This window comes from Mameliella sp. MMSF_3455 (genome assembly GCF_030733205.1).
In the GTDB taxonomy this organism is placed as follows: domain Bacteria; phylum Pseudomonadota; class Alphaproteobacteria; order Rhodobacterales; family Rhodobacteraceae; genus Antarctobacter.
In genome coordinates this window covers 20,620-41,202 of record NZ_JASHJL010000046.1, presented here as the reverse complement: position 1 = coordinate 41,202, position 20,583 = coordinate 20,620, and the positions used below count along the sequence as shown (strand labels likewise).

Annotated in this window: 20 protein-coding genes; 7 read left to right on the top strand and 13 right to left on the bottom strand. The window is 64.2% G+C overall.

The window, feature by feature from the left end; all coding sequences use genetic code 11:
• The first annotated feature begins 175 nt into the window (after positions 1–175).
• The 7 genes from RBB42_RS23500 to RBB42_RS23470 all read left to right on the top strand — a co-directional run bounded on the left by RBB42_RS23500 (position 176) and on the right by RBB42_RS23470 (position 7,627).
• The gene (locus RBB42_RS23500) at positions 176–862 is read left to right on the top strand and encodes an adenylate kinase (protein WP_305971897.1); all 687 of its coding nucleotides are present in this window, start codon (positions 176–178) and stop codon (positions 860–862) included.
• 74 nt (positions 863–936) lie between these two features.
• Positions 937–1,221: a DUF4212 domain-containing protein gene (locus tag RBB42_RS23495; RefSeq protein ID WP_305971895.1), complete on the top strand. Its 285-nt coding sequence runs from the start codon at positions 937–939 to the stop codon at positions 1,219–1,221.
• A 4-nt stretch (positions 1,222–1,225) separates the two neighbouring features.
• Positions 1,226–3,013, top strand: a complete 1,788-nt coding sequence (locus RBB42_RS23490; RefSeq protein WP_305971894.1) for a sodium:solute symporter family protein — start codon at positions 1,226–1,228, stop codon at positions 3,011–3,013.
• A gap of 267 nt (positions 3,014–3,280) precedes the next feature.
• Entirely contained in the window at positions 3,281–3,847 is a 567-nt protein-coding gene (locus RBB42_RS23485; protein ID WP_305971893.1) for a dihydrofolate reductase family protein, read from the top strand.
• A complete protein-coding gene (locus RBB42_RS23480; RefSeq protein ID WP_305971892.1) occupies positions 3,847–5,670 on the top strand; it encodes a DUF294 nucleotidyltransferase-like domain-containing protein in 1,824 nt (607 codons plus the stop codon). Before RBB42_RS23485 ends, RBB42_RS23480 begins: the two co-directional genes overlap by 1 nt.
• 45 nt (positions 5,671–5,715) lie before the next feature.
• Entirely contained in the window at positions 5,716–6,216 is a 501-nt protein-coding gene (locus RBB42_RS23475) for a hypothetical protein (protein ID WP_305971891.1), read from the top strand.
• Between the two features lie 4 nt (positions 6,217–6,220).
• A complete protein-coding gene (locus tag RBB42_RS23470) occupies positions 6,221–7,627 on the top strand; it encodes a 3'-5' exonuclease (protein WP_305971890.1) in 1,407 nt (468 codons plus the stop codon).
• On the opposite strand, the gene RBB42_RS23465 is transcribed toward RBB42_RS23470, so the two are convergent.
• The 13 genes from RBB42_RS23465 to bhcC form a co-directional block, all read right to left on the bottom strand.
• The gene (locus RBB42_RS23465; protein WP_305971889.1) at positions 7,624–8,235 is read right to left on the bottom strand and encodes a 3-hydroxyacyl-CoA dehydrogenase family protein; all 612 of its coding nucleotides are present in this window, start codon (positions 8,233–8,235) and stop codon (positions 7,624–7,626) included. The genes RBB42_RS23470 and RBB42_RS23465 overlap by 4 nt on opposite strands.
• Entirely contained in the window at positions 8,228–9,124 is an 897-nt protein-coding gene (locus tag RBB42_RS23460; protein WP_305971888.1) for a helix-turn-helix transcriptional regulator, read from the bottom strand. Before RBB42_RS23460 ends, RBB42_RS23465 begins: the two co-directional genes overlap by 8 nt.
• A gap of 123 nt (positions 9,125–9,247) precedes the next feature.
• Positions 9,248–9,415: a hypothetical protein gene (locus RBB42_RS23455; RefSeq protein WP_168246594.1), complete on the bottom strand. Its 168-nt coding sequence runs from the start codon at positions 9,413–9,415 to the stop codon at positions 9,248–9,250.
• A gap of 137 nt (positions 9,416–9,552) precedes the next feature.
• Positions 9,553–11,349 carry a feruloyl-CoA synthase gene (locus RBB42_RS23450; protein WP_305971887.1) on the bottom strand — a complete coding sequence of 599 codons (1,797 nt, stop codon included), beginning with the start codon at positions 11,347–11,349 and terminating at the stop codon, positions 9,553–9,555.
• Between the two features lie 10 nt (positions 11,350–11,359).
• Positions 11,360–12,121, bottom strand: a complete 762-nt coding sequence (locus RBB42_RS23445) for an SDR family NAD(P)-dependent oxidoreductase (RefSeq protein WP_305971886.1) — start codon at positions 12,119–12,121, stop codon at positions 11,360–11,362.
• An 89-nt stretch (positions 12,122–12,210) separates the two neighbouring features.
• A complete protein-coding gene (locus RBB42_RS23440; RefSeq protein WP_305971885.1) occupies positions 12,211–13,527 on the bottom strand; it encodes a TRAP transporter large permease in 1,317 nt (438 codons plus the stop codon).
• Positions 13,524–14,132 (bottom strand): TRAP transporter small permease, encoded by a 609-nt coding sequence (locus tag RBB42_RS23435; RefSeq protein WP_305971884.1) that lies wholly within the window; start codon positions 14,130–14,132, stop codon positions 13,524–13,526. Before RBB42_RS23435 ends, RBB42_RS23440 begins: the two co-directional genes overlap by 4 nt.
• 66 nt (positions 14,133–14,198) lie before the next feature.
• On the bottom strand, positions 14,199–15,254 hold the full coding sequence (locus RBB42_RS23430) for a TRAP transporter substrate-binding protein (protein WP_306043844.1): 1,056 nt from the start codon (positions 15,252–15,254) through the stop codon (positions 14,199–14,201).
• Positions 15,255–15,298: 44 nt separating this feature from the next.
• Positions 15,299–16,333, bottom strand: a complete 1,035-nt coding sequence (locus RBB42_RS23425; RefSeq protein ID WP_305971882.1) for a TRAP transporter substrate-binding protein — start codon at positions 16,331–16,333, stop codon at positions 15,299–15,301.
• Positions 16,334–16,655: 322 nt separating this feature from the next.
• Positions 16,656–17,648, bottom strand: a complete 993-nt coding sequence (gene iolG / locus RBB42_RS23420; protein ID WP_305971881.1) for an inositol 2-dehydrogenase — start codon at positions 17,646–17,648, stop codon at positions 16,656–16,658.
• Positions 17,649–17,832: 184 nt separating this feature from the next.
• The gene (locus RBB42_RS23415; protein ID WP_305971880.1) at positions 17,833–18,123 is read right to left on the bottom strand and encodes a putative quinol monooxygenase; all 291 of its coding nucleotides are present in this window, start codon (positions 18,121–18,123) and stop codon (positions 17,833–17,835) included.
• A gap of 188 nt (positions 18,124–18,311) precedes the next feature.
• On the bottom strand, positions 18,312–19,304 hold the full coding sequence (gene bhcD, locus RBB42_RS23410; RefSeq protein WP_305971879.1) for an iminosuccinate reductase BhcD: 993 nt from the start codon (positions 19,302–19,304) through the stop codon (positions 18,312–18,314).
• Positions 19,305–19,397: 93 nt separating this feature from the next.
• Positions 19,398–20,561 (bottom strand): 3-hydroxy-D-aspartate aldolase BhcC, encoded by a 1,164-nt coding sequence (gene bhcC / locus RBB42_RS23405; protein WP_305971878.1) that lies wholly within the window; start codon positions 20,559–20,561, stop codon positions 19,398–19,400.
• Positions 20,562–20,583 lie beyond the last annotated feature (22 nt).

The following is a 20,583-nucleotide window of genomic DNA, read 5'->3' as shown; positions in this document are numbered from 1 at the left end:
CTCATCCAGTGGGCCCCGGGCCTGCCCAAGACCCGCTCCGGCAAGATCATGCGCCGCATCCTGCGCAAGATCGCCGAGAACGACTACGGCGCCCTCGGCGACACATCCACACTCGCCGACCCTTCCGTCGTCGACGACCTCATCCAAAACAGAATGAACAAGGGCTGATCCGATGATGGACGGAGCAAACACACCCGCCACTGCGCCCGTGCTGATCCTGCTTGGCCCCCCGGGGGCCGGCAAGGGCACCCAGGCGCGCATGCTGGAAGAGAAATTCGGCCTCGTGCAGCTATCGACCGGAGACCTGCTGCGGGCCGCGGTGGCTGCGGGCACCGAGGCCGGGCTGCGCGCCAAGGCGGTCATGGAGGCCGGCGAGCTGGTCAGCGATGACATCGTCATCGCGATCCTGCGCGACCGGCTTGCGGAACCCGACTGCGCCAAGGGCGTGATCCTCGACGGCTTTCCCCGCACCACGGTGCAGGCCGAGGCCCTGGACAGCCTGCTGGCCGAGAGCGGGCAGAAGATCAACGCCGCCGTCAGCCTGGAGGTGGACGATGCGGCGATGGTGACCCGGATTTCGGGCCGCTACACCTGCGGTGCCTGCGGCGAGGGCTATCACGACAGCTTCAAGCAGCCCGCCGAGGCCGGGACCTGCGACAAATGCGGAGGCACCGAGTTCAAGCGCCGGGCCGACGACAACGCCGAGACCGTCGCTGCACGGCTCGAGGCCTACCACGCCCAGACCGCACCGCTGATCGACTACTACGCCGCGCAGCATGCGCTGATCGGAATCGATGCGATGGGCGAGATCGAGGACATCGCGGGGAAACTCGCCGCGATCGTGAAGACGGCCACCGCCTGAGGCGGCGGCCAAAGGAACCGCCCGCCGCGGCCCCAGCGCGGCGGGTTCATGGAGGAAAGAGGAGGACCCGCATCATGGCGGATCAAACAAATCACGGCGCAGAGGCGACCCAGAAGTCCGACGCGGCTTACTGGGCCGCGAACGTGCGCATCATTGTCATCAGCCTCATCGTCTGGGCGCTGGTGTCATTCGGCTTTGGCATCCTGCTGCGCCCTGCCCTGTCGGGCATCAGCGTCGGCGGCACCGACCTTGGCTTCTGGTTTGCGCAGCAGGGATCGATCCTGGTCTTTTTGGCCCTGATCTTTTTCTACGCGATCCGGATGAACAAGCTCGACAAAGAATTTGGCGTCGAGGAGTAACGTCATGGACCAGTTTACCATCAACCTGCTGTTCGTGGGCGCGAGTTTCGCGCTTTACATCGGCATCGCGATCTGGGCCCGCGCGGGCTCCACATCTGAATTCTACGCCGCCGGTCGCGGCGTCCACCCGGTCACCAACGGTATGGCCACAGCAGCCGACTGGATGTCGGCGGCCTCGTTCATCTCGATGGCGGGCCTCATCGCCTTTACCGGCTATGACAACTCGTCCTTCCTGATGGGCTGGACCGGTGGTTACGTGCTGCTGGCGTTGCTTCTGGCGCCCTACCTGCGCAAGTTCGGCAAATACACGGTGTCCGAATTCATCGGCGACCGGTTCTACAGCCCGACCGCGCGCGTCGTGGCGGTGATCTGCCTGATCGTGGCCTCGACCACCTACGTCATCGGCCAGATGACGGGCGTCGGCGTGGCCTTCGGCCGCTTTCTCGAGGTCTCCAACACCGCCGGCCTGCTGATCGGTGCCTGTGTGGTCTTTGCCTACGCCGTTTTCGGCGGCATGAAGGGCGTGACCTACACCCAGGTCGCCCAGTACTGCGTTCTGATCATGGCCTACACCATTCCGGCCATCTTCATCTCGCTGCAACTGACCGGAACGCCGATCCCGGCGCTGGGTCTCTTTGGTGAGCATACCGCCTCGGGTGAACCGCTGCTGGCAAAGCTGGACGCGATCGTGGCCGAGCTCGGGTTTGCCGAATACACCGCGCATCACGCCGACACCTTCAACATGGTGCTCTTCACCCTGTCGCTGATGATCGGTACCGCGGGTCTGCCCCACGTCATCATGCGCTTCTTCACCGTGCCCAAGGTGTCCGACGCCCGCTGGTCGGCCGGCTGGACGCTGGTCTTCATCGCCCTGCTGTACCTGACGGCCCCCGCCGTGGGTGCGATGGCCCGCCTGAACATCACCGAGATGATGTGGCCCGGCGGCACGTCCGGCGATCCGGTCTCGGTCGAAATGATCGAAGGCGACGAGCGGTACAACTGGATGGCCACCTGGGAAAAGACCGGCCTGCTGGGCTGGGAAGACAAGAACGGTGACGGCAAGATCGCCTACTTCAACGATCAGGACGCGGACACCGTGGCCAAGATGGAAGCAGCCGGCTGGGGCGCGGAAAACGAGCTGACCAAGTTCAACCGTGACATCCTTGTCCTGGCCAACCCGGAAATCGCCAACCTGCCCGCATGGGTCATCGGCCTGGTCGCCGCCGGCGGTCTTGCGGCTGCACTCTCCACCGCGGCCGGCCTGTTGCTGGCGATCTCCTCGGCGGTGTCGCACGACCTGATCAAGGGCTCGATCAACCCCTCCATCTCGGAAAAGGGTGAGCTTTTGTCGGCGCGTGTCGCCATGGCGGTTGCCATCGCGGTCGCCACCTACCTGGGCCTCAACCCTCCGGGTTTCGCGGCGCAAACCGTGGCACTGGCCTTCGGCCTCGCCGCCGCCTCGATCTTCCCGGCACTGATGATGGGCATCTTTACCAAGGTGAACAACAAGGGTGCGGTTGCGGGCATGGTCTCCGGCCTCGTGGTCACGCTGATCTACATCTTCCTGCACAAGGGCTGGTTCTTCATCCCGGACACCAATTCCTTCACGGATGCGGACCCGCTGCTGGGCACCATCAAGTCGACCTCCTTCGGGGCCGTCGGTGCGCTGATCAACTTCGCGGTGGCCTTCACCGTGTCGAAGATGACCCAGCCGATCCCGCAAGAAATCGAAGACCTGGTGGAATCGGTCCGCGTGCCGCGCGGTGCCGGGGCTGCCGTGGACGGTCACTGATATGGGGCGGGCTGTCGAAACGGCAGCCCCTCCCTTGCGCATTCGTCCCGTCCGGTGTCATGCCGGGCGGGACCTTTCATTTGCCGATTGTGCTCGACACACCGGTCTGAACGCCGGACCCGGCGCGCCGCCGCGGAACAAGCCCGTGGGGTGCCGCACGACAGACGGGAAATCCCCCCTGAGACCGCCCGCCCCATGTCCTTCCCCCGCGTCCGGCGGTATGCGTTGCGAAACGCGGCGCCGCCTCTTGATCGGAGGACTCGACCAATGACCACCGGGCATGTCTTCATCGCCATGAGCCTCGACGGCTATATCGCCCGCGAGGACGACAGCCTGGACTGGCTGACGCCCTATCATGCCCCGGACGAGAACCACGGGTTCGACGCCTTCATGGACTCGGTTGACGGGCTGGTCATGGGCAGCGGAACCTTTCGCACGGTGCTGGGGTTCGGCGGCGATTGGCCCTATGCTAAGCCGGTCATCGTCCTCAGCCACAGCCTGACCCCGGACGACATTCCCGAGGCCCTGCGCAGGCGCGTCACGCTCAGCCGTGAGACCCCCACAGCCCTGATGCACAGGCTGGACGCGGAAGGCTGGCGGCGCGCCTATGTCGACGGCGGCGCCGTCATCCGGTCCTTCCTGCGCGAAGGGCTGATCACGGACATGGACATCACCCTGGTCCCCGTCCTGATCGGCCGGGGCCGCAAGCTCTTTGGCGAGATGGACCTGAAAGCCGACATCCGACTCGATCAGATCCGGGTGCGCCGGTTCCCGTCCGGCCTGGTCTTGACCCGCTACGCCGTTTCTTCCCATCCTGCCAGCAAGGACGCCTGATGCCCATCGACCACGCCGACCTGCTTCGCTTTCTTTCTGCAGTTCACCCCTATGACGCGCTGGACGCACAGGTACTGGAAGAACTGCTGCCCGCCTTTCGCCCCCAGTCGATGGCAGCCGGAGAGACGATCTACACTCTGGGCGAGAAGCTGGATGGCCTCTACCTGATCCACAAGGGCGCGGTGGAGGTTCGCGATCAGAACGGGGTGCAGATCTCTCTGCTGGGACCCCGCAACTCCTTTGGGGAACGCGGGCTGATGCGGGACGGGCTGGCGGCCACCAGCGCCAGCACGCGCGAGGACACGCTGCTGCTGGTCCTGCCTGCGGACCGGTTCCAGGAACTGCTGGAAACCCAGCCCGCCGCGCGCAAGTTCTTTGATCGCCAGCGCGCCCCGAAACCCCGGCGCGCCGACCTGGCCACCAGCCGGGTCGAGACATTGATGGCCCCGGCGCCGCTGACCTGCCCGCCGGACACCCCTGTGCAGCACGCGGCGCAGCTGATGCATTCCCGTCATATCTCCTCGGTCTGCATCACCGAGGGCAAGCAACTGCGCGGCATCGCCACGATCCGCGACCTCTCGGGCAAGGTCGTGGGTGGCGCCCTGCCCTATGACACCCCCCTGTCCGAGATCATGAGCGCCGATCCCGTCAGCCTGCCGCCTTCGGCCATCGGCTCTGACGTGCTGCACATGATGATGGAACGCCGCATCGGCCATGTCCCCGTGACCGAAAACGGTGAACTGGTGGGGATCGTCACGCAGACCGACCTGACCCGATTTCAGGCGATGACCTCTGCGGAACTGGTCTCGGAGATCGCCCGCGCGAGAGACGCGCAGGACATGGCCCGTATCACGGCCCGCATTCCGCAACTGCTGGTCCAGCTTGTCGCCGCCGGCAACCGTCATGAGGTTGTCACGCGCTTGATCACCGACATCGCCGACACCGCCACTCGCCGCCTCCTGGCGCTGGCCGAGGATCAGCTTGGCAATCCTCCCGTGCCTTATCTCTGGGCCGCCTGCGGCAGCCAGGGACGGCAGGAACAGACCGGCGTGTCCGACCAGGACAACGTGCTGATCCTTTCCGACGATGTAACCGATGACCAGATGCCCTATTTCGAGGCGCTGGCCAATTTCGTCTGCGACGGGTTGAACACCTGCGGCTACGTCTATTGCCCCGGGGACATGATGGCCACCAACGCGCGCTGGCGGCAGCCCCTCCGCGTCTGGCGCCAGTATTTCGACAACTGGATCGCCAAACCCTCGCCCGAGGCGCAGATGCTGGCCAGTGTCATGTTCGACCTGCGCGCCATTGGCGGCACCGCGGCACTGTTCGAGGACCTGCAGGAAACAACGCTTGCAAGGGCGTCCAAGAATTCGATCTTCGTGGCGCACATGATCTCGAACTCGCTGAAACATACACCGCCCCTGGGCCTGTTGCGCGGGTTCGCCACGATCCGCTCGGGCGAGCACAAGAACCAGCTGGACATGAAACACAACGGCGTGGTGCCGGTGGTCGATCTGGGCCGCGTCTACGCGCTACAGGGTAGGTTGACCCCGGTGAACACGCGCGCGAGGCTCGAAGCGGCCATTCCCGCCGGTGTGCTCAGCCAGTCCGGCGGGCAGGATCTGCTGGACGCCTATGACCTGATCGCCGAAACCCGGCTGGAACAGCAGGCCCGCCAGATCAAATCCGGCAACGCGCCGGACAACTATCTGGCCCCCGCCGATCTGTCGGATTTCGAACGTAGCCATTTGCGCGACGCCTTTGTCGTGGTCAAATCGCTGCAATCGGCGGTGGGCCACGGCAAGGGGATGCTGTCGTAACAGCGGCCCGCGCTCCGAAGAGAGCACGGGGGAGGAGGAGAGACTATGTTTCTGGAACTGATCGCCGTCTTTGTCGCGGGGTTCTTCGGCGCCGGCATCATCATGCTGCTGAACTGGCTCTCGGGGCGTCGACTGCCGCGCTGGTTGGTGCCGCTGGGTGCAGGCAGCGCCATGCTGATCGCTGCCATCGCCAGCGAATACAGCTGGTACGGGCGCACGGTGAACAACCTGAGCGACGAGTTGAGCGTGGCGCAAAAGGTCGAAAGCCGCGCGTTCTGGCGGCCCTGGACCTATCTCTATCCGCTGACCGACCGTTTCGTCGCCGCCGATACCGCCAACCCGCTCAGGAACACAGAGCAGGACGGCCTTTACCTGGTGAACCTTTATTTCTACGGGCGTTGGCGGACCAACCAAATCGTGCAGGTCATGGTGGATTGCCGGACGCATAGGCGCGCCGACCCGGTGCTGGGGGACGGGTCAGAGCCGCTGTGGCGCGACGTCGGCCCCGAGGATCCCATCGTCAAGACCGTCTGCGCAGAGGTCTGATCCCATGAGCAAGCTCAGCCTGCGCCTGCGTATCTTCCTCTTCTTCTGCCTGTTGGCCCTCGGCGGCACCGTCCTGACGCTGGGCGCGCTATACGCGGGGCATTCCCGCGCCCTGACGAGCACGCCTGCGAACGGCTTTGTCTTTGCCGGAATCCTGGCCAGTTTCGGGCTGGTGGCGCTGACCACCGGCGTCTGGCTGCTGTTCGACGAAAATGTCGCCAAGCCGATCGAGCGCCTCTCGGGGCAACTGCGTGCCCGTGCCCATGCCGGGGCCGACCTGCAGGTGGACACGGATGCCGCGCGCTACCTGGGCGACCTTGCCCCGGCGGCCAGCGCGATCACCGCCGCCCTGTCGGACAGCACGGTCAGCACCGCAGAGCGTATCGCCGCCGAGACCGAGCGCCTGTCTGCAGAGAAGGCCCGGCTGACCGCGCTCTTGACCGAAATCCCGGTGGCCACCCTGCTGGTCAACGCTGACGATCAGATCGTGCTGTATGACGGACAGGCGGCCGAAGTGCTGGCCCAGCAGGCCCTGCCGCGCCTGAATGCACCGCTGGCCGACTATTTCGACCCCGCCAGTCTGCGCGCCGCCCGCAGCGCGCTGATGAAATGCGGCAAGGAAATCGACCGCACGCTGAAAGGGCTGGACGGCCAGCAAACCTACGAGGCCCGGATGAAACCGACCGAGGGCGGCGGATACATGATGATCATCGACGCCGCCCATATCGAGATTTCTCCCGAGGCCGCGCGCCCGCTGGTTTATGATTTCGACCTGATGCAGGGGCGCGGCGGCGCCAAACTGGACGAAACACCACTGTCCGCTTTGACCTTCACTGTCTTTGACACGGAAACCACCGGGCTGTTGCCGCACAAGGACGAGATCGTACAGATCGGCGCGGTGCGCGTGGTCAACGGCCGGATCGTCGAAGGCGAACAGATCGACCAGTTGGTCGATCCGGGACGCCCGATCCCGCACGTCTCGACCAAGGTGCACAAGGTGACGGATGCGATGGTGGCGGGCCAGCCCAACATCGCGCGCGCCGGTCGGATGTTCCACAGTTTTGCCCGGGATTCCGTGATCGTGGCGCATAACGCACCATTCGACATGGCCTTTCTGCAACGTCACAAGTCACGCATGGGCGTGGTCTGGGATCACCCGGTCCTCGACACGGTGCTGCTGTCGGCGGTGCTGTTCGGCGCCTCGGAAACGCATACGCTGGACGCGCTGTGTGAGCGGTTGGGCGTCACCATCCCCGAACCGCAGCGCCACACGGCCCTGGGCGATGCACGCGCCACGGCAGAAGTGCTGGTGCGGATGCTGCCCATGCTCAATGCGCGGGGGCTAGACACATTCGGAGAGGTCATCGCCGAGACGCGCCGTCACGGCCGCCTGCTGGAAGACCTGAACTAGCGGCCTTGCCCCATGGTCGGCCTCAAGGGCACCTTGCCCTCGTCCTGAACGGCCCTTGTCATCGCGGCCAGACCCGCGGGATCCCTGGCCGCCCAGGACAACACACCACCCTTGTCAGACGGGAACCCCAGCGCCTCGATCGAAACCGCGTCGATGTCACGGGCTGCAACCCCCGCAGCCTGCAATTCACGGGCCGCCGCGACAAGAGCCACCAACAGCCGTTCGCGGATCTCTTCCGGAGTGTAATCCCCCCGCTCCAGCCGATGAAAATGCGCCTCCTCCAACGCCAGGTCCGCGACGATGGGATCGTCCACCTTGCCGTTGCCGCCGGGGTAACGATACCACCCTGCCCCGGTCTTGCGCCCGAGCTTGCCCAGTTCCATCATCCGCACCAGGATCGGCAGGCCCTCGGGCGCCTTCCCGGCCTTGCGCCGCTCCCAGGCCAGGTCCAGCCCGATCCGGTCCTCGATCTCGAAGGGACCGGCCACAAAGCCGAAACCCTCCATCGCCTCGTCCACTTCCCAAGGGGTAGAACCATGCAGGAACACGGCCTCCGCCGCGTCCCGAAAGGGCATCCGCAACCGTTCCGCCAAGGTGCCTTCAGCCAAGGAAACGCTCCTGCGCAATAAGGGCCAGCAGGCGTTCCAGCGTCTCTTCCAGCGTCGCGCCCGAGGTGTCGAGCAGCGCGTGGGCACGTTCGTAAAGCGCCTCTCGCGCCTGGAGGATGGACTTGAGCTGCGCCATCGCCTCGGGCTGACCCGCCATCGGACGTTCGTCGCCCTGGGCGCGCACCCGGGCCATGTGTTCCTCGGGCGCTGCCTTGAGCCATATGGTGTGGAAATGCGCCAGAAGGCGGTTGTAGGTGCCCGGTTCCGCCACGATGCCGCCACCCACGGCCAGGATCACCTGGTCATGGGTTGCAATCACGCGGTCCAGCGCATCCGCCTCCAGCTTGCGATAGCCCTCTTGTCCGTAAAGCGCCATGATTTCGCCCACCGGCATCCCGCCGACCTCGGCGATCTCTCGGTTCAGTTCTACAAAGGGCACGTCGAGCGCCGCGCCCGCCAACCGCCCCAGCGTCGACTTGCCCGCGCCGCGCAGGCCGACAAGGCAGATCCGCTGCGACCGGCGCCCGCCGGGTGCGGCCTCCATCAGTAGTTCGCGCACCTGCGCCTGAACCGGTCCCTCTGCCTGGCGGTACATTTCGGCCATGTGCAACGCCTCCGAGGTCCAGGGGTCGTCTTCGCCCACAAGCCATTCGATCCGCAGGTCCAGCGCATCGGCCACCTTGCACAACAGACCGATCGAGATGTTGCCCGCCCCGCTTTCAAGCTGGGCCAGGTAACGCGGCGATACGCCGGAAGACTCCGACAGAACCCGGCGCGATATATTCCGTTGTTCGCGTGCCTGGCGCACGCGTTGGCCGACACGGGTCAAGAGGTCCGCGACCGTGCCATTTTCCGCCGGTTCCGTTTCCAGGGCCACCCGATCCGACACCTCTGGTCCTTCCGATTGCGCGATCAGTATTGTGAACTATAGTGCATAGCTCAATTCGGATGCGCGGGAAAGAAGCGCATTGATGCGGTGGGACGCAACGTCACGAACGGGACAGGACGGGGATCAGTCGCCGCGACCCAGAACACTGTCGGGAACGACAAGCGCCTCGATCAGCGCGTGACACAGGCCGGTGCATTCCTTGCAGCCGATGCAGGTGCCCCCGGTCTCGTAGAATTTCTCTCCGAAGGCACGGGCGCGCGGGGCATGGCCGATCAGGCGGTCGCTTTGCATGGCATCACTTTTTGTTCGCGGCAGAAGATTCGATTCCCAACCCTAGCGCCTCCGCCCGGGTTCACCTTGTTCCAGATCAAACTAGGGCCGGGTGTGCAGTGCAATCCCGGCCCACATCCCATCATCCGGGCGTTTTCCTACAGGCAGACCACCGCCGGGTCCTCGTCGCTGTAAAGCCGGTCCAGCAAGGATGCCCGGCGCGCCAGGACCTTGCGGTAGTTCAGGTTGCCCTTGGCAGTGATCTCTCCATCACCCAGCGAGGGCGGTTCCGCCAGGACCATCACACGGTTGACCCGGGCCGCAGATCCATGGTCGGTGCGCAGCGCCAGTTTCTCGGCCAAGGCCTTGCGCAGGGCATCGCTCATCAGGGCCCCATCATGGTTGCCCCCCTCCCCGGCAAGGGCAATCGCCTCTGCCGAAGGAAAGATCATCAGTCCCACCTGCGATTTGTCCGCGCCGCAGATCACCATGTCCTGCGCCAGGCTGCCGTATTCCTGCAGAAGTTCCAGCCGCAACGTCGCCGCCCGAACCCAGGTTCCGGTCAACAGCTTGAAGTCCTCGGAAATCCGGCCATCAAACCGCATCCCCTTGTTCAGGTCCGTGTCGTCGACGAATTTCACCGCGTCCCCGGTCCGGAAGAAGCCCTCTTCGTCGAAGGCCTCGGCGGTCTTTTCCGGATCGTGCAGGTATCCGGGCATGATGTTGGGGCCACGCACGCGAATTTCGCAGCGCATGTCCTCGTCCGGGATCAGCTTGACCTCGACCCCGGTCATCGGCACCCCGATGATGCCCGACATATGCGTCGGTTCATGCTGGATCAGGCAAGCGGGCCCGGTCTCGGTCAACCCCCAGGAGGAGTTCATCAGCGGCACCTCGCCGCGCACCTCGCGCGCCATGTCCTCGAGATCGTCCCAGACATCCTGCGGCAGCGAGGCCCCGGCGTAAAACAGCATGTCGAGATCCTTGAAATAGCTCTCGCGCAGTTCCGGGTCCGATTTCATCGCGTTGCGGATCATCGAAAAGCCCACCGGCACATTGAAGGCCAGCGTGCCATTCTTCATCCGGTTGTTCTCGATCGTTTCGGCGATCTTGGCCGGGATCGGTTTTCCGCCGTCGATATACAGCGTGCCGCCGTTGGCCAGCATCATGTTGAAGTTGTGCGACCCGCCAAAGACATGGTTCCACGGCAGCCAGTCGACGATACGGGGTGGGCGTTCGCGCAAAAAGGGCAAGGCGTCGGCAAGCTGGGCCTGGTTGGCACACATCATGCGCTGCGTGGTGATCACCGCCTTCGGGTGCGAGGTAGAGCCGGAGGTCATCAGGTACTTGGCCACCGTGTCGGGCCCGACCTCCGCCGCTGCCGCAGCCACTGCCAGGCCGTCACCGTCGCGCAAAAGATTCGTCAGTTCGGTTTCACCCGCCTGCGGGTTGCGCGCCACGACACGTTCCATGCCGTCGAAAAGCTCATGCGCCAGGGCCGTGGCGAACTTCTTGCCATCGTCGGCAAAGACCATCGTCGGTTTGACCAGGTGCGCGCAGTGTTCAAGTTGTGGCCAGGCGCCGGGGATCAAGGCGTATTGCTCCGCCAGCGGCACCGTGGGAACACCCACGTATTGCGCGGCCAGCGACAGGAGCGCGTGTTCCACACCGTTGCCAGAGATGATCAGGATGGGCGTATCGGCGTTCATGCCCCGCGCCAGAAGGTTGGATGCGATCCGGCGGACAGCGACGCGCGCCTCGGCGTAGGTCACCTCGCGCCAGCCCTCGCCATCGCGTTCCGCGAGAAAAACCGCCTCGGGCGTCTTGCTGGCCCAGTGATCGAGCCAGTCGCCAGTCTTTTTGGCAGGCTCGGTCATCTGATAGCCGGAGCGCAGGATGATGGTGCCGTCGGCCCGGTCCTCGCGGGTGACGGAATGGGCGCGGTACTTGCTCATCTCGATCTCCTCAGCGTTGCGGCATACGCACCGCCGCATCGAGACGGATGGTGGTACCGTTGAGATAAGGGTTCGCGACGATCTGGGTGACCATCTGGGCGTATTCCGCCGGATCGCCCAGACGGTGCGGGAAGGGAATGTTGGCGACGATGCCCGCTGTCACGTCCTCGGGCAGGCTCTCCATCATCGGCGTGTTGAACAACCCCGGTGCGATCGCCATGACGCGTACACCCTGTTTCGCCATCTCGCGCGCGGCGGGGAGGCACATGGCGGCAATCGCCCCCTTGGAGGCCGAATAGGCTGCCTGTCCGAACTGGCCGTCCTGGTAGGCGATGGACGCGGTGTTGATGATCACGCCGCGTTCGCCCGTGTCCAGCGGGTCCAGCGCCATCATCTCGCGCGCGGCATAGGACATGACGAAATAGGTGCCCATCAGGTTCACCCGGATCGTCCGTTCGAACAGATCGGTCGAGAGCTTGCCCTCGCGCCCGACAATCCGCGCGGCCGGTCCGATACCCGCACAGTTGACGGCGATGCGGGGGGCACCCAGCTTGTCCACGATCTCACCCATCGCCGACTCGACCGAGGCCTCGTCGCCCACGTCCGTCTTGACGGCGTGGCCGCCGATCTCGGCAGCGACCGCTGCGCCGCGCTCGGCATCGAAATCGAGGATGCCGACCCGTGCGCCCTCGCTGGCCAGCCGCCGCGCCGTTGCTGCCCCCAATCCGCTGGCGCCGCCGGACACGACCGCAACATGATCCTTGATGTGCATAGCTTACTCCTCCCGCATGACGGGTTGTGTTGGGTTGGAAATTCCGACCGGGGGCCACGGCCCGGCAGGGCCGCGACCGGGGCAATGCCCTAGCCCGGTATGAGGAACAGTGTGATCGCCGGGAACGCCACGAGAATGACGACGCGGATCAGGTCGGAGACGACGTAGTAGAGCACCGCCTTGTAGGTCTCGACCATCGGCGTTTCCGGGTCCATCGCATTGATGACAAAGAGGTTCATGCCCACAGGTGGAGTGATCAGCCCGACCTCGACCACGATCAGCACCAGGATACCGAACCAGATTGCCGCGTGTTCCGGGCTCATGCCGAAATCGAGGGCCATGATCACCGGAAAGAAGATCGGGATCGTCAGCAGGATCATCGACAGGCTGTCCATGAAACAGCCCAGCAGCAGGTAGATGACGAGGATGATCGCCAGCACGGCGATCGGCGACATGCCCAGTTCGACCACCCAGTTCGACAGTTCCTGCGGCACCCGCGTGCGCGCCAGGAACAGGTTGTAGAAGGCCGCGCCGAAGACGATGAAGAAGATCATGGCCGAGGACCGGGCCGTATCGGTAAAGCTGTCCAGCAGGGTCCGCCAGGTCAGCCCGCCGTTGAAAAGCGCGATGACACCCGTGCCCAGTGCGCCCACAGCCGCGCCCTCTGTCGGGGTGAAGATACCACCGTAGATACCACCGACAACGGCGATGAAGACCAGCAACACGGGCCAGACATCCAGGATCGCGCGAATGCGGTCAGCGTATGGAACGGGCTCTCGGACGCCGGCGGCCTCGGGGTTCACCCGAACATAGATCGACACCGCGATCATGTAGCCGATGGCCGCCAGCACACCAGGAATGAAGGCTGCGAGGAATAGCTTGGCGATGTTCTGTTCCGTCAGGATGGCATAGATCACCAGCACCACGGAGGGCGGGATCAGGATGCCCAGAGTACCGCCCGCCGCCAGTGTCGCGGTCGAGAAACCGCCCTGGTAGCCGTAGCGTTTCAGTTCCGGCAAGGCCACACGGCTCATGGTGGCGGCGGTGGCCAGCGAAGACCCGCAGATCGCGCCGAAACCCGCGCAGGCCCCGATGGCCGCCATCGCCACGCCGCCGCGGCGGTGACCCAGCCAGCTTTCCGCGGCCTTGAACAGCGACTGGCTCATCCCGCCGAGGGTCGCGAAGTATCCCATCAGCAGGAACATCGGCACGATCGACAGCGAGTAGCTGGAGAAGGTCGAATAGGAGAGGTCCTTGAGCTGAGCCAACGGCAGCCGCGTGCTGCCCATGACCAGCCAGAACCCGGCAAAACCGGTGCCGAACATGGCCAGCCCGATCGGCACGCGCAGGAATATCAGCAGCAGCAGGGCCGGAAAGGAATAGATCCCGATCTCGAGGTTGCTCAATGATCCGCTCCCACGGCATTCGGCACGATCACGCGCCCGGTCACAAGTTCATACAGCCGCACGATGGCGACATAGACGGAGGTTATGGCCGCAAGGACTGCCCCGAACAGACTGGCCGCATAGGCCCACCAGATCGGGAACTCGAGCAGCAGCGAGGTCTGGGCAGCGCCAAACCCGTTCGGCATCTTGCGCAGCATCCCCTCGTAGAGCTGGAGCGCGATCGTCACCAGCGCGACGGCGAACAGCACCGCAATCAGGAAATCCAAGACGCGGTTCACACCGCGTGACATCATGTTGGTGAAGACATCGACAGAGGCGTGCCCCATCGTCACCTGGCAGAAGGGCAGGAAGGCGAAGATGCAAAAGGCCATGCCTGCCTCGACCAGCTCGTAAGAACCCCGAATGGCCCCGACGCCGACGTCATTGACCAGCCACTCGGCGAGGCCCGGGGCAATCCCCATGACAATATCGGAGTGCAGCCCGGAATTCACGGCGCGCCCGACGATCGAAATGCAGGTGATCAGGATCAGCGTGGTCAGGACAACCCCGCCCAAGAGCGCCATGAAGCGCGCAATTCCCACCACGATGCGGTGCAAACCGGCCATCGCTGACGTCCCCCCTTTGTGTCGCGAAGGGCCGCAGATTTTTCCGCGGCCCAGGGTTTCAAAGGCTTACTTGCCCCAAGTGTCCATATCGGACGTGTATTCCGCCATCAGGGCGCGGGCCTGGTCGATCAGCGCCTGGCCGTCGATGCCCTTTTCCTGCATGTCGGCGACCCAGGTCTCGTAGATCGGGTTCACCAGGGCGTCCCACTTCTTGGCTTCTTCCTCGGTCACGGTGATGATGTTGTTGCCAAGATCCACGGCGATCTGGCGCGCAGGGCCGTCGGCATCCGCCTGTGTACCACCTGCGAAGATCGAGAAGGCGAGGCCGGAGTTGTCGTCGATCACCTTCTGCAGGTCTTCGGGCATGCTCTCGTAGATGTCCTTGTTCATGGCCAGGACAAAGGTCAGGTTGTAGAGAGCGGGACCGTCGAACTCGGTGTGGTTGGTGACCAGTTCCGGCACCTTGAGGGCCGACGTCACTTCCCAGGGGATCGTGGTGCCGTCGAGGACACCCTTGGACAGCGCCTCGGAGACCGCCGGAACCGGCATGCCGATCGGCTCTGCGCCGACACGGGTCAGCAGGTCGTTCACCAGCCGCGACCCGCCGCGGATCTTCATGCCTTCAAGATCGGACGGCACGCGCACCGGCTCGTTGGTGTGGAACATGCCTGGACCGTGCACCCAGGTGCCCAGGATCTTGAGATCGGCAAATTCGCCGTCTTCCATGTGCTCTTCGAACATCTTCCAGTAGGCGTAGGAGGCCGCGCGGGCATCCGATACCATGAAGGGCAGTTCAAAGACCTCGGTCGAGGGATAGCGGCCGGGCGTGTAGCCGACCACGGTCCAGACGATATCGGCAATGCCGTCGATGGCCTGGTCCATGAGTTCCGGCGGGGTGCCGCCCAACTGCATCGAGGGATAACGCTCGATCTGGATGCGGCCGTTCGAATCCGCCTCGACCTTGTCTGCCCAGACGTCCAGCACCTGCTTCGGCACATTGGCCTGCGCCGGCAGGAACTGGTGCAGCGTCAGCGTGACCTCCTGTGCCATGGCCGAAGTGGTGGTCATCATCGCGGCCAATGCGGCCCCGGCAATGCCAAGAACGGTTCTGCGTGTGGTCATGTCTTACCTCCCTGATGACCTCCGCTTTCCTTTTGGGAAGCGGTTTACTTTGCGTATTCCTGCATGAGCGCCTTTGCCTGGTCGATCAGCGCCCGCCCGTCGATGCCCTTGTCCGCCACGTCGGCGATCCACGCATCGTAGACAGGGCGCGCAAGCTCCTCCCAGCGGGCGGCGTCCTCTGCACTGATGGTGATGATATTGTTGCCCCTGTCCACAGCGATCTGACGCGCCGGACCGTCGGCGGCGGCCATCGTCCCACCCGCAAACACCGAGAATTCCAGCCCCGAATTGTCGTCTATGACCTTTTTCAGGTCCGCGGGCAGGCTGTCATAGCGCTCTTGGTTCATGGCCAGCACGAAGGTCAGGTTATAGATCGCCGGGCCGTCGAATTCAGTGTGGTTGTCCACCAGCTCCGAGACCTTCAGTGCCGCGGTCACCTCCCAAGGGATGGTGGTGCCGTTGATCACGCCCTTGGACAGGGCTTCGGGGATGGCCGTCACCGGCAGACCGATCGGCTCTGCTCCCAGCAGTTCCAGCAACTGGTTGACCATGCGCGAGCCGCCGCGGATCTTCATCCCTTCAAGGTCGGCGGGTTCGTCCACCGGGTCCGATGTGTGCAACATGCCCGGGCCGTGCACCCATGTGCCCAGGATCTTGACCTGCGCGAAATCCGTGTCCGCCATGTGTTCTTCGAACATCTTCCAGTAGGCGTAGGATGTCGCTTCGGCGTCATAGGTCATGAAAGGCAGTTCAAAGACCTCGGTGTGCGGAAACCGTCCGGGGGTAAACCCGTTCACCGCCCAGACAATGTCGGCCACGCCGTCGATGGCCTGGTCGATCAGTTCGGGCGGGGTGCCGCCCAGCTGCATGGCGGGATAGCGTTCGATCTCGATCCGGCCGTTCGAGTCCGCCTCGACCTTGTCGGCCCAGACATCCAGGATCAGCTTGGGCACGTTGGCCTGAGCCGGCAGGAACTGGTGCAGGACCAGGGTCACGTCCTGGGCCGCCAAGGGCGTCGCCGACGTGGCCGCAACGAGTGCTCCGAAAATCGCCCCAAGGGCCGCTCTGCGCGTCTTCATCCTGACCTCCCCTTCAGAATGTACCCGGCTCTCGCCAAGGCTGTGCACAATTTTGCACGCGGTGCATTATATCGCAACACATTTCCCGCCCGTGCGGTCGGTTTACGACGTCCAAAGCCTTGTGTCCACAGCCTTGAATGCCGCCCCTACAAGGGAGCAGCTTCGACGTGAATTGTCCAGAATAATCCACTAGGAAACAAATTCTGCCGCACTGAGAGCGCTCACACCTGCGTGAGATCCGGGATTTGGAGAGGAATTATGACCGGTTTCGCAGATGTGCACGGCGGTGGCGCGCCCGGGATTTCCGGACGCGCAAGCAGAATCACGTCAAGGTCACGGCCTTGCCGGACTGGGCCGATTCCAGTGCCGCATCCGCCAGTTGCAGGGCTTTCAGCCCGTCCTCGCCGGTCGTGGGCAGGGCCGTTCCCTCGTTGACCGCCGCGACGAAGGCGGCGATCTCGTTGGCATAGGCAGCTGCGTAGCGATCCATGAAGAAGTTGAGCAGCGGCGGCCGACCGAAACCGCCAGCTCCCGCCACCTCGACAGTGCTTTCGTGCCGGTTCGCCGCGGCGGCCATGCCATCGGACCCGTGAACCTCGATTCGCTGATCGTAACCGTAGGTTGCGCGACGCGAGTTGGTGATCACGCACTGCTTGCCACTGACGGTCTTCAGGATCACGTTGACGCTGTCGTAGTCGCCTAGTTCGCCGATCTCGGGATCGACCAGGACCGAGCCCTGCGCCATGACCGTCACCGGTTCTTCTCCCAGCAGCCAGCGCGCCATGTCGAAATCATGGATCGTCATGTCACGGAAGATGCCGCCCGAAACCTTGATGTAGGAGGCCGGCGGCGGGCCGGGGTCGCGCGAGGTGATGACCACCATCTCGACAACGCCGATGGTGCCATTTTCGATCGCCGCCTTGACCGACAGGAAATCCGGATCAAACCGGCGGTTGAACCCGACCATCAGCTTGGCACCTGTTTCCTCGACCGTGGCCAGCGCCTGTTTCACACGCTCTGCCGACAGGTCCACCGGCTTTTCGCAGAAGATCGCCTTGCCCGCGCGGGCGAATTTCTCGATCAGGTCGGCATGGGTGTCGGTGGGCGTACAAATGGCCACCGCCTGCACGTCGTCGCTGCTGGCGATCTCGTCGATGGTTCGCAGGTCGCAGCCATAGCGCGCCGCCATGTCATCGGCGGCCTGCTGAAACGGTTCGGCCAGCGCGACGAACGTGGCCCCCGGCGTGGCCGAGATCGCACGGGCATGGGCCTGGCCGATGCGGCCGGCGCCCAGAATGGCAAATCCAAGTGTCATGTCTCTCTCCCTAGAAGGGCCGCCGCGGCACAGTCTTCGTGCCCGTGCGGACGAACCGATATGCCGCCGCAGCCCCCCTGTTGGTCAAGCGGTCCGCCTCATGGATGTGCGATTTTCTATCAAACCTGAGACGCGGTGAGCCAAGGCACCTCACCCGCCTGCCACCCTCAAGTCACGACCGCGGTCAGCGCAGGACCTTGGCGAAGGTCTGTACCGACTTGGACAGGACCAGCGGATCGCTTGCCGCATCGAAGCTGATGAAATGAGAGGTGGTCATATGCGCCTCGAAGGACGCCCGGTCGTCGTAAATCTCGTAAAGGAACACCTCTTGCGGGCGATCCGGGTCAATGCAGACATCGAACTGCCGGCAGCCGGGCTCATCCCGCACCGAGGCATGGGCGTTCTGGCTGATCAGATCCAGAAAGGCCGTCTCGGCCCCGGGCTTGATCTCGAAACGGACGGTGACTGCGTACATGGGCGCTCCTCTCTCCGGATCGCAGGTTAGCCGCCCTGCCCGTCTCGGTCCATCTCGCAGGCCAACAGGCAGGAACGACCTGACCATGCGACTGTCAGCGATGCCTTTCATCCGCATGTCCCAAATACGACAAGCGGGCCCCGGAGACATCCAGGACCCGCCAGCCGCCTCAACGCGAGGCCCCCCCTTTACAGGCTGACCCGCTGCGCGCTGCCCCCCTCATCGGCCAGGCGCGCTGCGACAGATGCCACGGCAAGATCCTGCAGACCGACGCCGGTGCCATCGAACAGGGTGATCTCGTCATCCGAGGACCGGCCCGGATGATCACCGTTGATGACCGCGCCGATGGGCGTGATCCGATCCTCGGTCAGCCTGCCCTCCGCGATGGCGTGCTGCGCCTCGCCGATGGTGATCGACTGCGCCACTTCATCGGTAAAGACCGTGGCCGCGGCAACCAGCGCGGTATCGACCTCCTGCTTGCCCTTGGTGTCGGTGCCCATGCAGGCGATATGCGTACCCGGCTTGATCCAGTCCTTCATCAACAGCGGTTCAAAGGCCGAGGTGATCGTGATGATGACATCTGCCTGAGCCCCAAGCTCTTCTTGAGTGACCGCCTCGAAGGGCAGACCCAGTTCCTCGGCCACGGCCCCAAGTTTCGGCAGCATCTCTGGATGCGGGTTCCAGGCGACAACCTTTTCAAAGTCGCGCTGTTCGGCAGCAGCGCGGAGCTGGAACTGAGACTGGTGGCCTGCGCCCACCATGCCCAGAACCTTTGCATCCTTGCGCGCCAGATGCGCGATCGACACGGCCGAAGAGGCCGCCGTGCGCACCGCCGTCAGGTAGTTGCCGCCCACCAGCGCCGCCAGTTGTCCGGTGTCCGGATCGAACAGGAAGACCGTGGACTGGTGATTGGTCAGCCCCTTGTCCATGTTGCCGGGCCAGTAGCCGCCGGATTTCACGCCCAGCACCTTGCCCGCCTTGTCGAACCCCGACTTGAAACCGTAGAGGGCGTCGGCATACCCGATTGCCTCGCGCACGACCGGGAAGTTGTAGGCATCCCCCTTGGCCATTGCACCAAACACGGCCTCGACGGCATCAAAGGCGTCCTTGCGGCCCACCAGCCGTTCGCATTCCGCCTCGCCCACGATGACAAGGCCCTGTGTCTCGGGCATATCCTTCATCTTTCCTGTCCTTCCAGATCGGGTATGAGGCGCCGGGCCTGGGCCCCGCGCTCTTGTCGTTGCATCGTGCCGGGCCCCTGCCCGGCCGCTGCCTCAATAGGCCCGGCCGCGCGCCGAGACCGGCCAGAGCGCCTCGACCTTGCCGTTCCGCACGCCGACGTACCAGTCGTGCACATTGGCGGTGGGATCGCAGTGGCCCGGCACCAGCTTCAGCTTGTCTCCGACGTTCAACACGCCCTTCGGATCTGCGATCACGCCGTGTTCATCCGAACATTTGACGTATTCCACGTCGTCGCGGCCAAAGATCACCGGCAACCCGCTGTCGACCGATTGCGCCTTCAGACCCGCGTCGCAGATCGCCTTGTCCGCCTTGGCGTGGCTCATGACCTGGGTCAGGATGAAAAAGGCATTCTCCCATTCGCCTTGGTCTATGCGCTTGCCATCCTTGTCGAGGATGCGGCCATAGTCGGCGTCCATGAAGGCGTAGGAGCCACACTGAAGCTCGTTGTAGACGCCCGAATTGGACTCGAAATAGTAGGAGCCGGTGCCGCCGCCGGAGACCAGTTCGCATTCGATGCCCTCGGCCTTCAGGCCCTCGACCGCGTCCTTGACCATCGCGATGGCGGTATCGAGCTTTTCCTTGCGGGCCTCGTAGCTGTCGAGGTGCTGCATCGCGCCCTGGTAAGCCTGGATGCCGGTGAATTTCAGCCCACCAGCGGCTTCGATGGCCTTGGCGATCTTCACCACGTCCGCGGTCGAGGTCACGCCGCAACGACCGGCGCCACAGTCGATTTCCACGAAACATTCGATCTGGGTGCCGTGCTTCTGCGCGGCTTCGGACAGTTCCGCCACGTTGGCGATGTCATCGACGCAGACAATGGTGCGGGCGCCCAGCTTGGGCAGGCGGGCCAGGCGGTCGATCTTTTGCGGGTCGCGCACCTGGTTCGACACCAGCACGTCCTTGATCCCGCCACGGGCAAAGACCTCGGCCTCGCTGACCTTCTGACAGCAAACGCCTATGGCGCCGCCCAATTGCTCTTGCAGCTTTGCCACGTCGACGGACTTGTGCATCTTGCCGTGCACCCGGTGGCGCATGCCGTGGGCCTTGGCGTAATCGCCCATCTTCTTGATGTTGCGCTCCAGCGCGTCCAGATCCAGCACGAGGCAGGGCGTCTGAATATCGCCCTCGTCCATGCCGATGGCTGCGGGAATATCAAAGCCGACTTCGTAGTCGTCGAGGTTGGTCGCGTCTTTCATGAAACTCTCCGTTGTCTTGGGG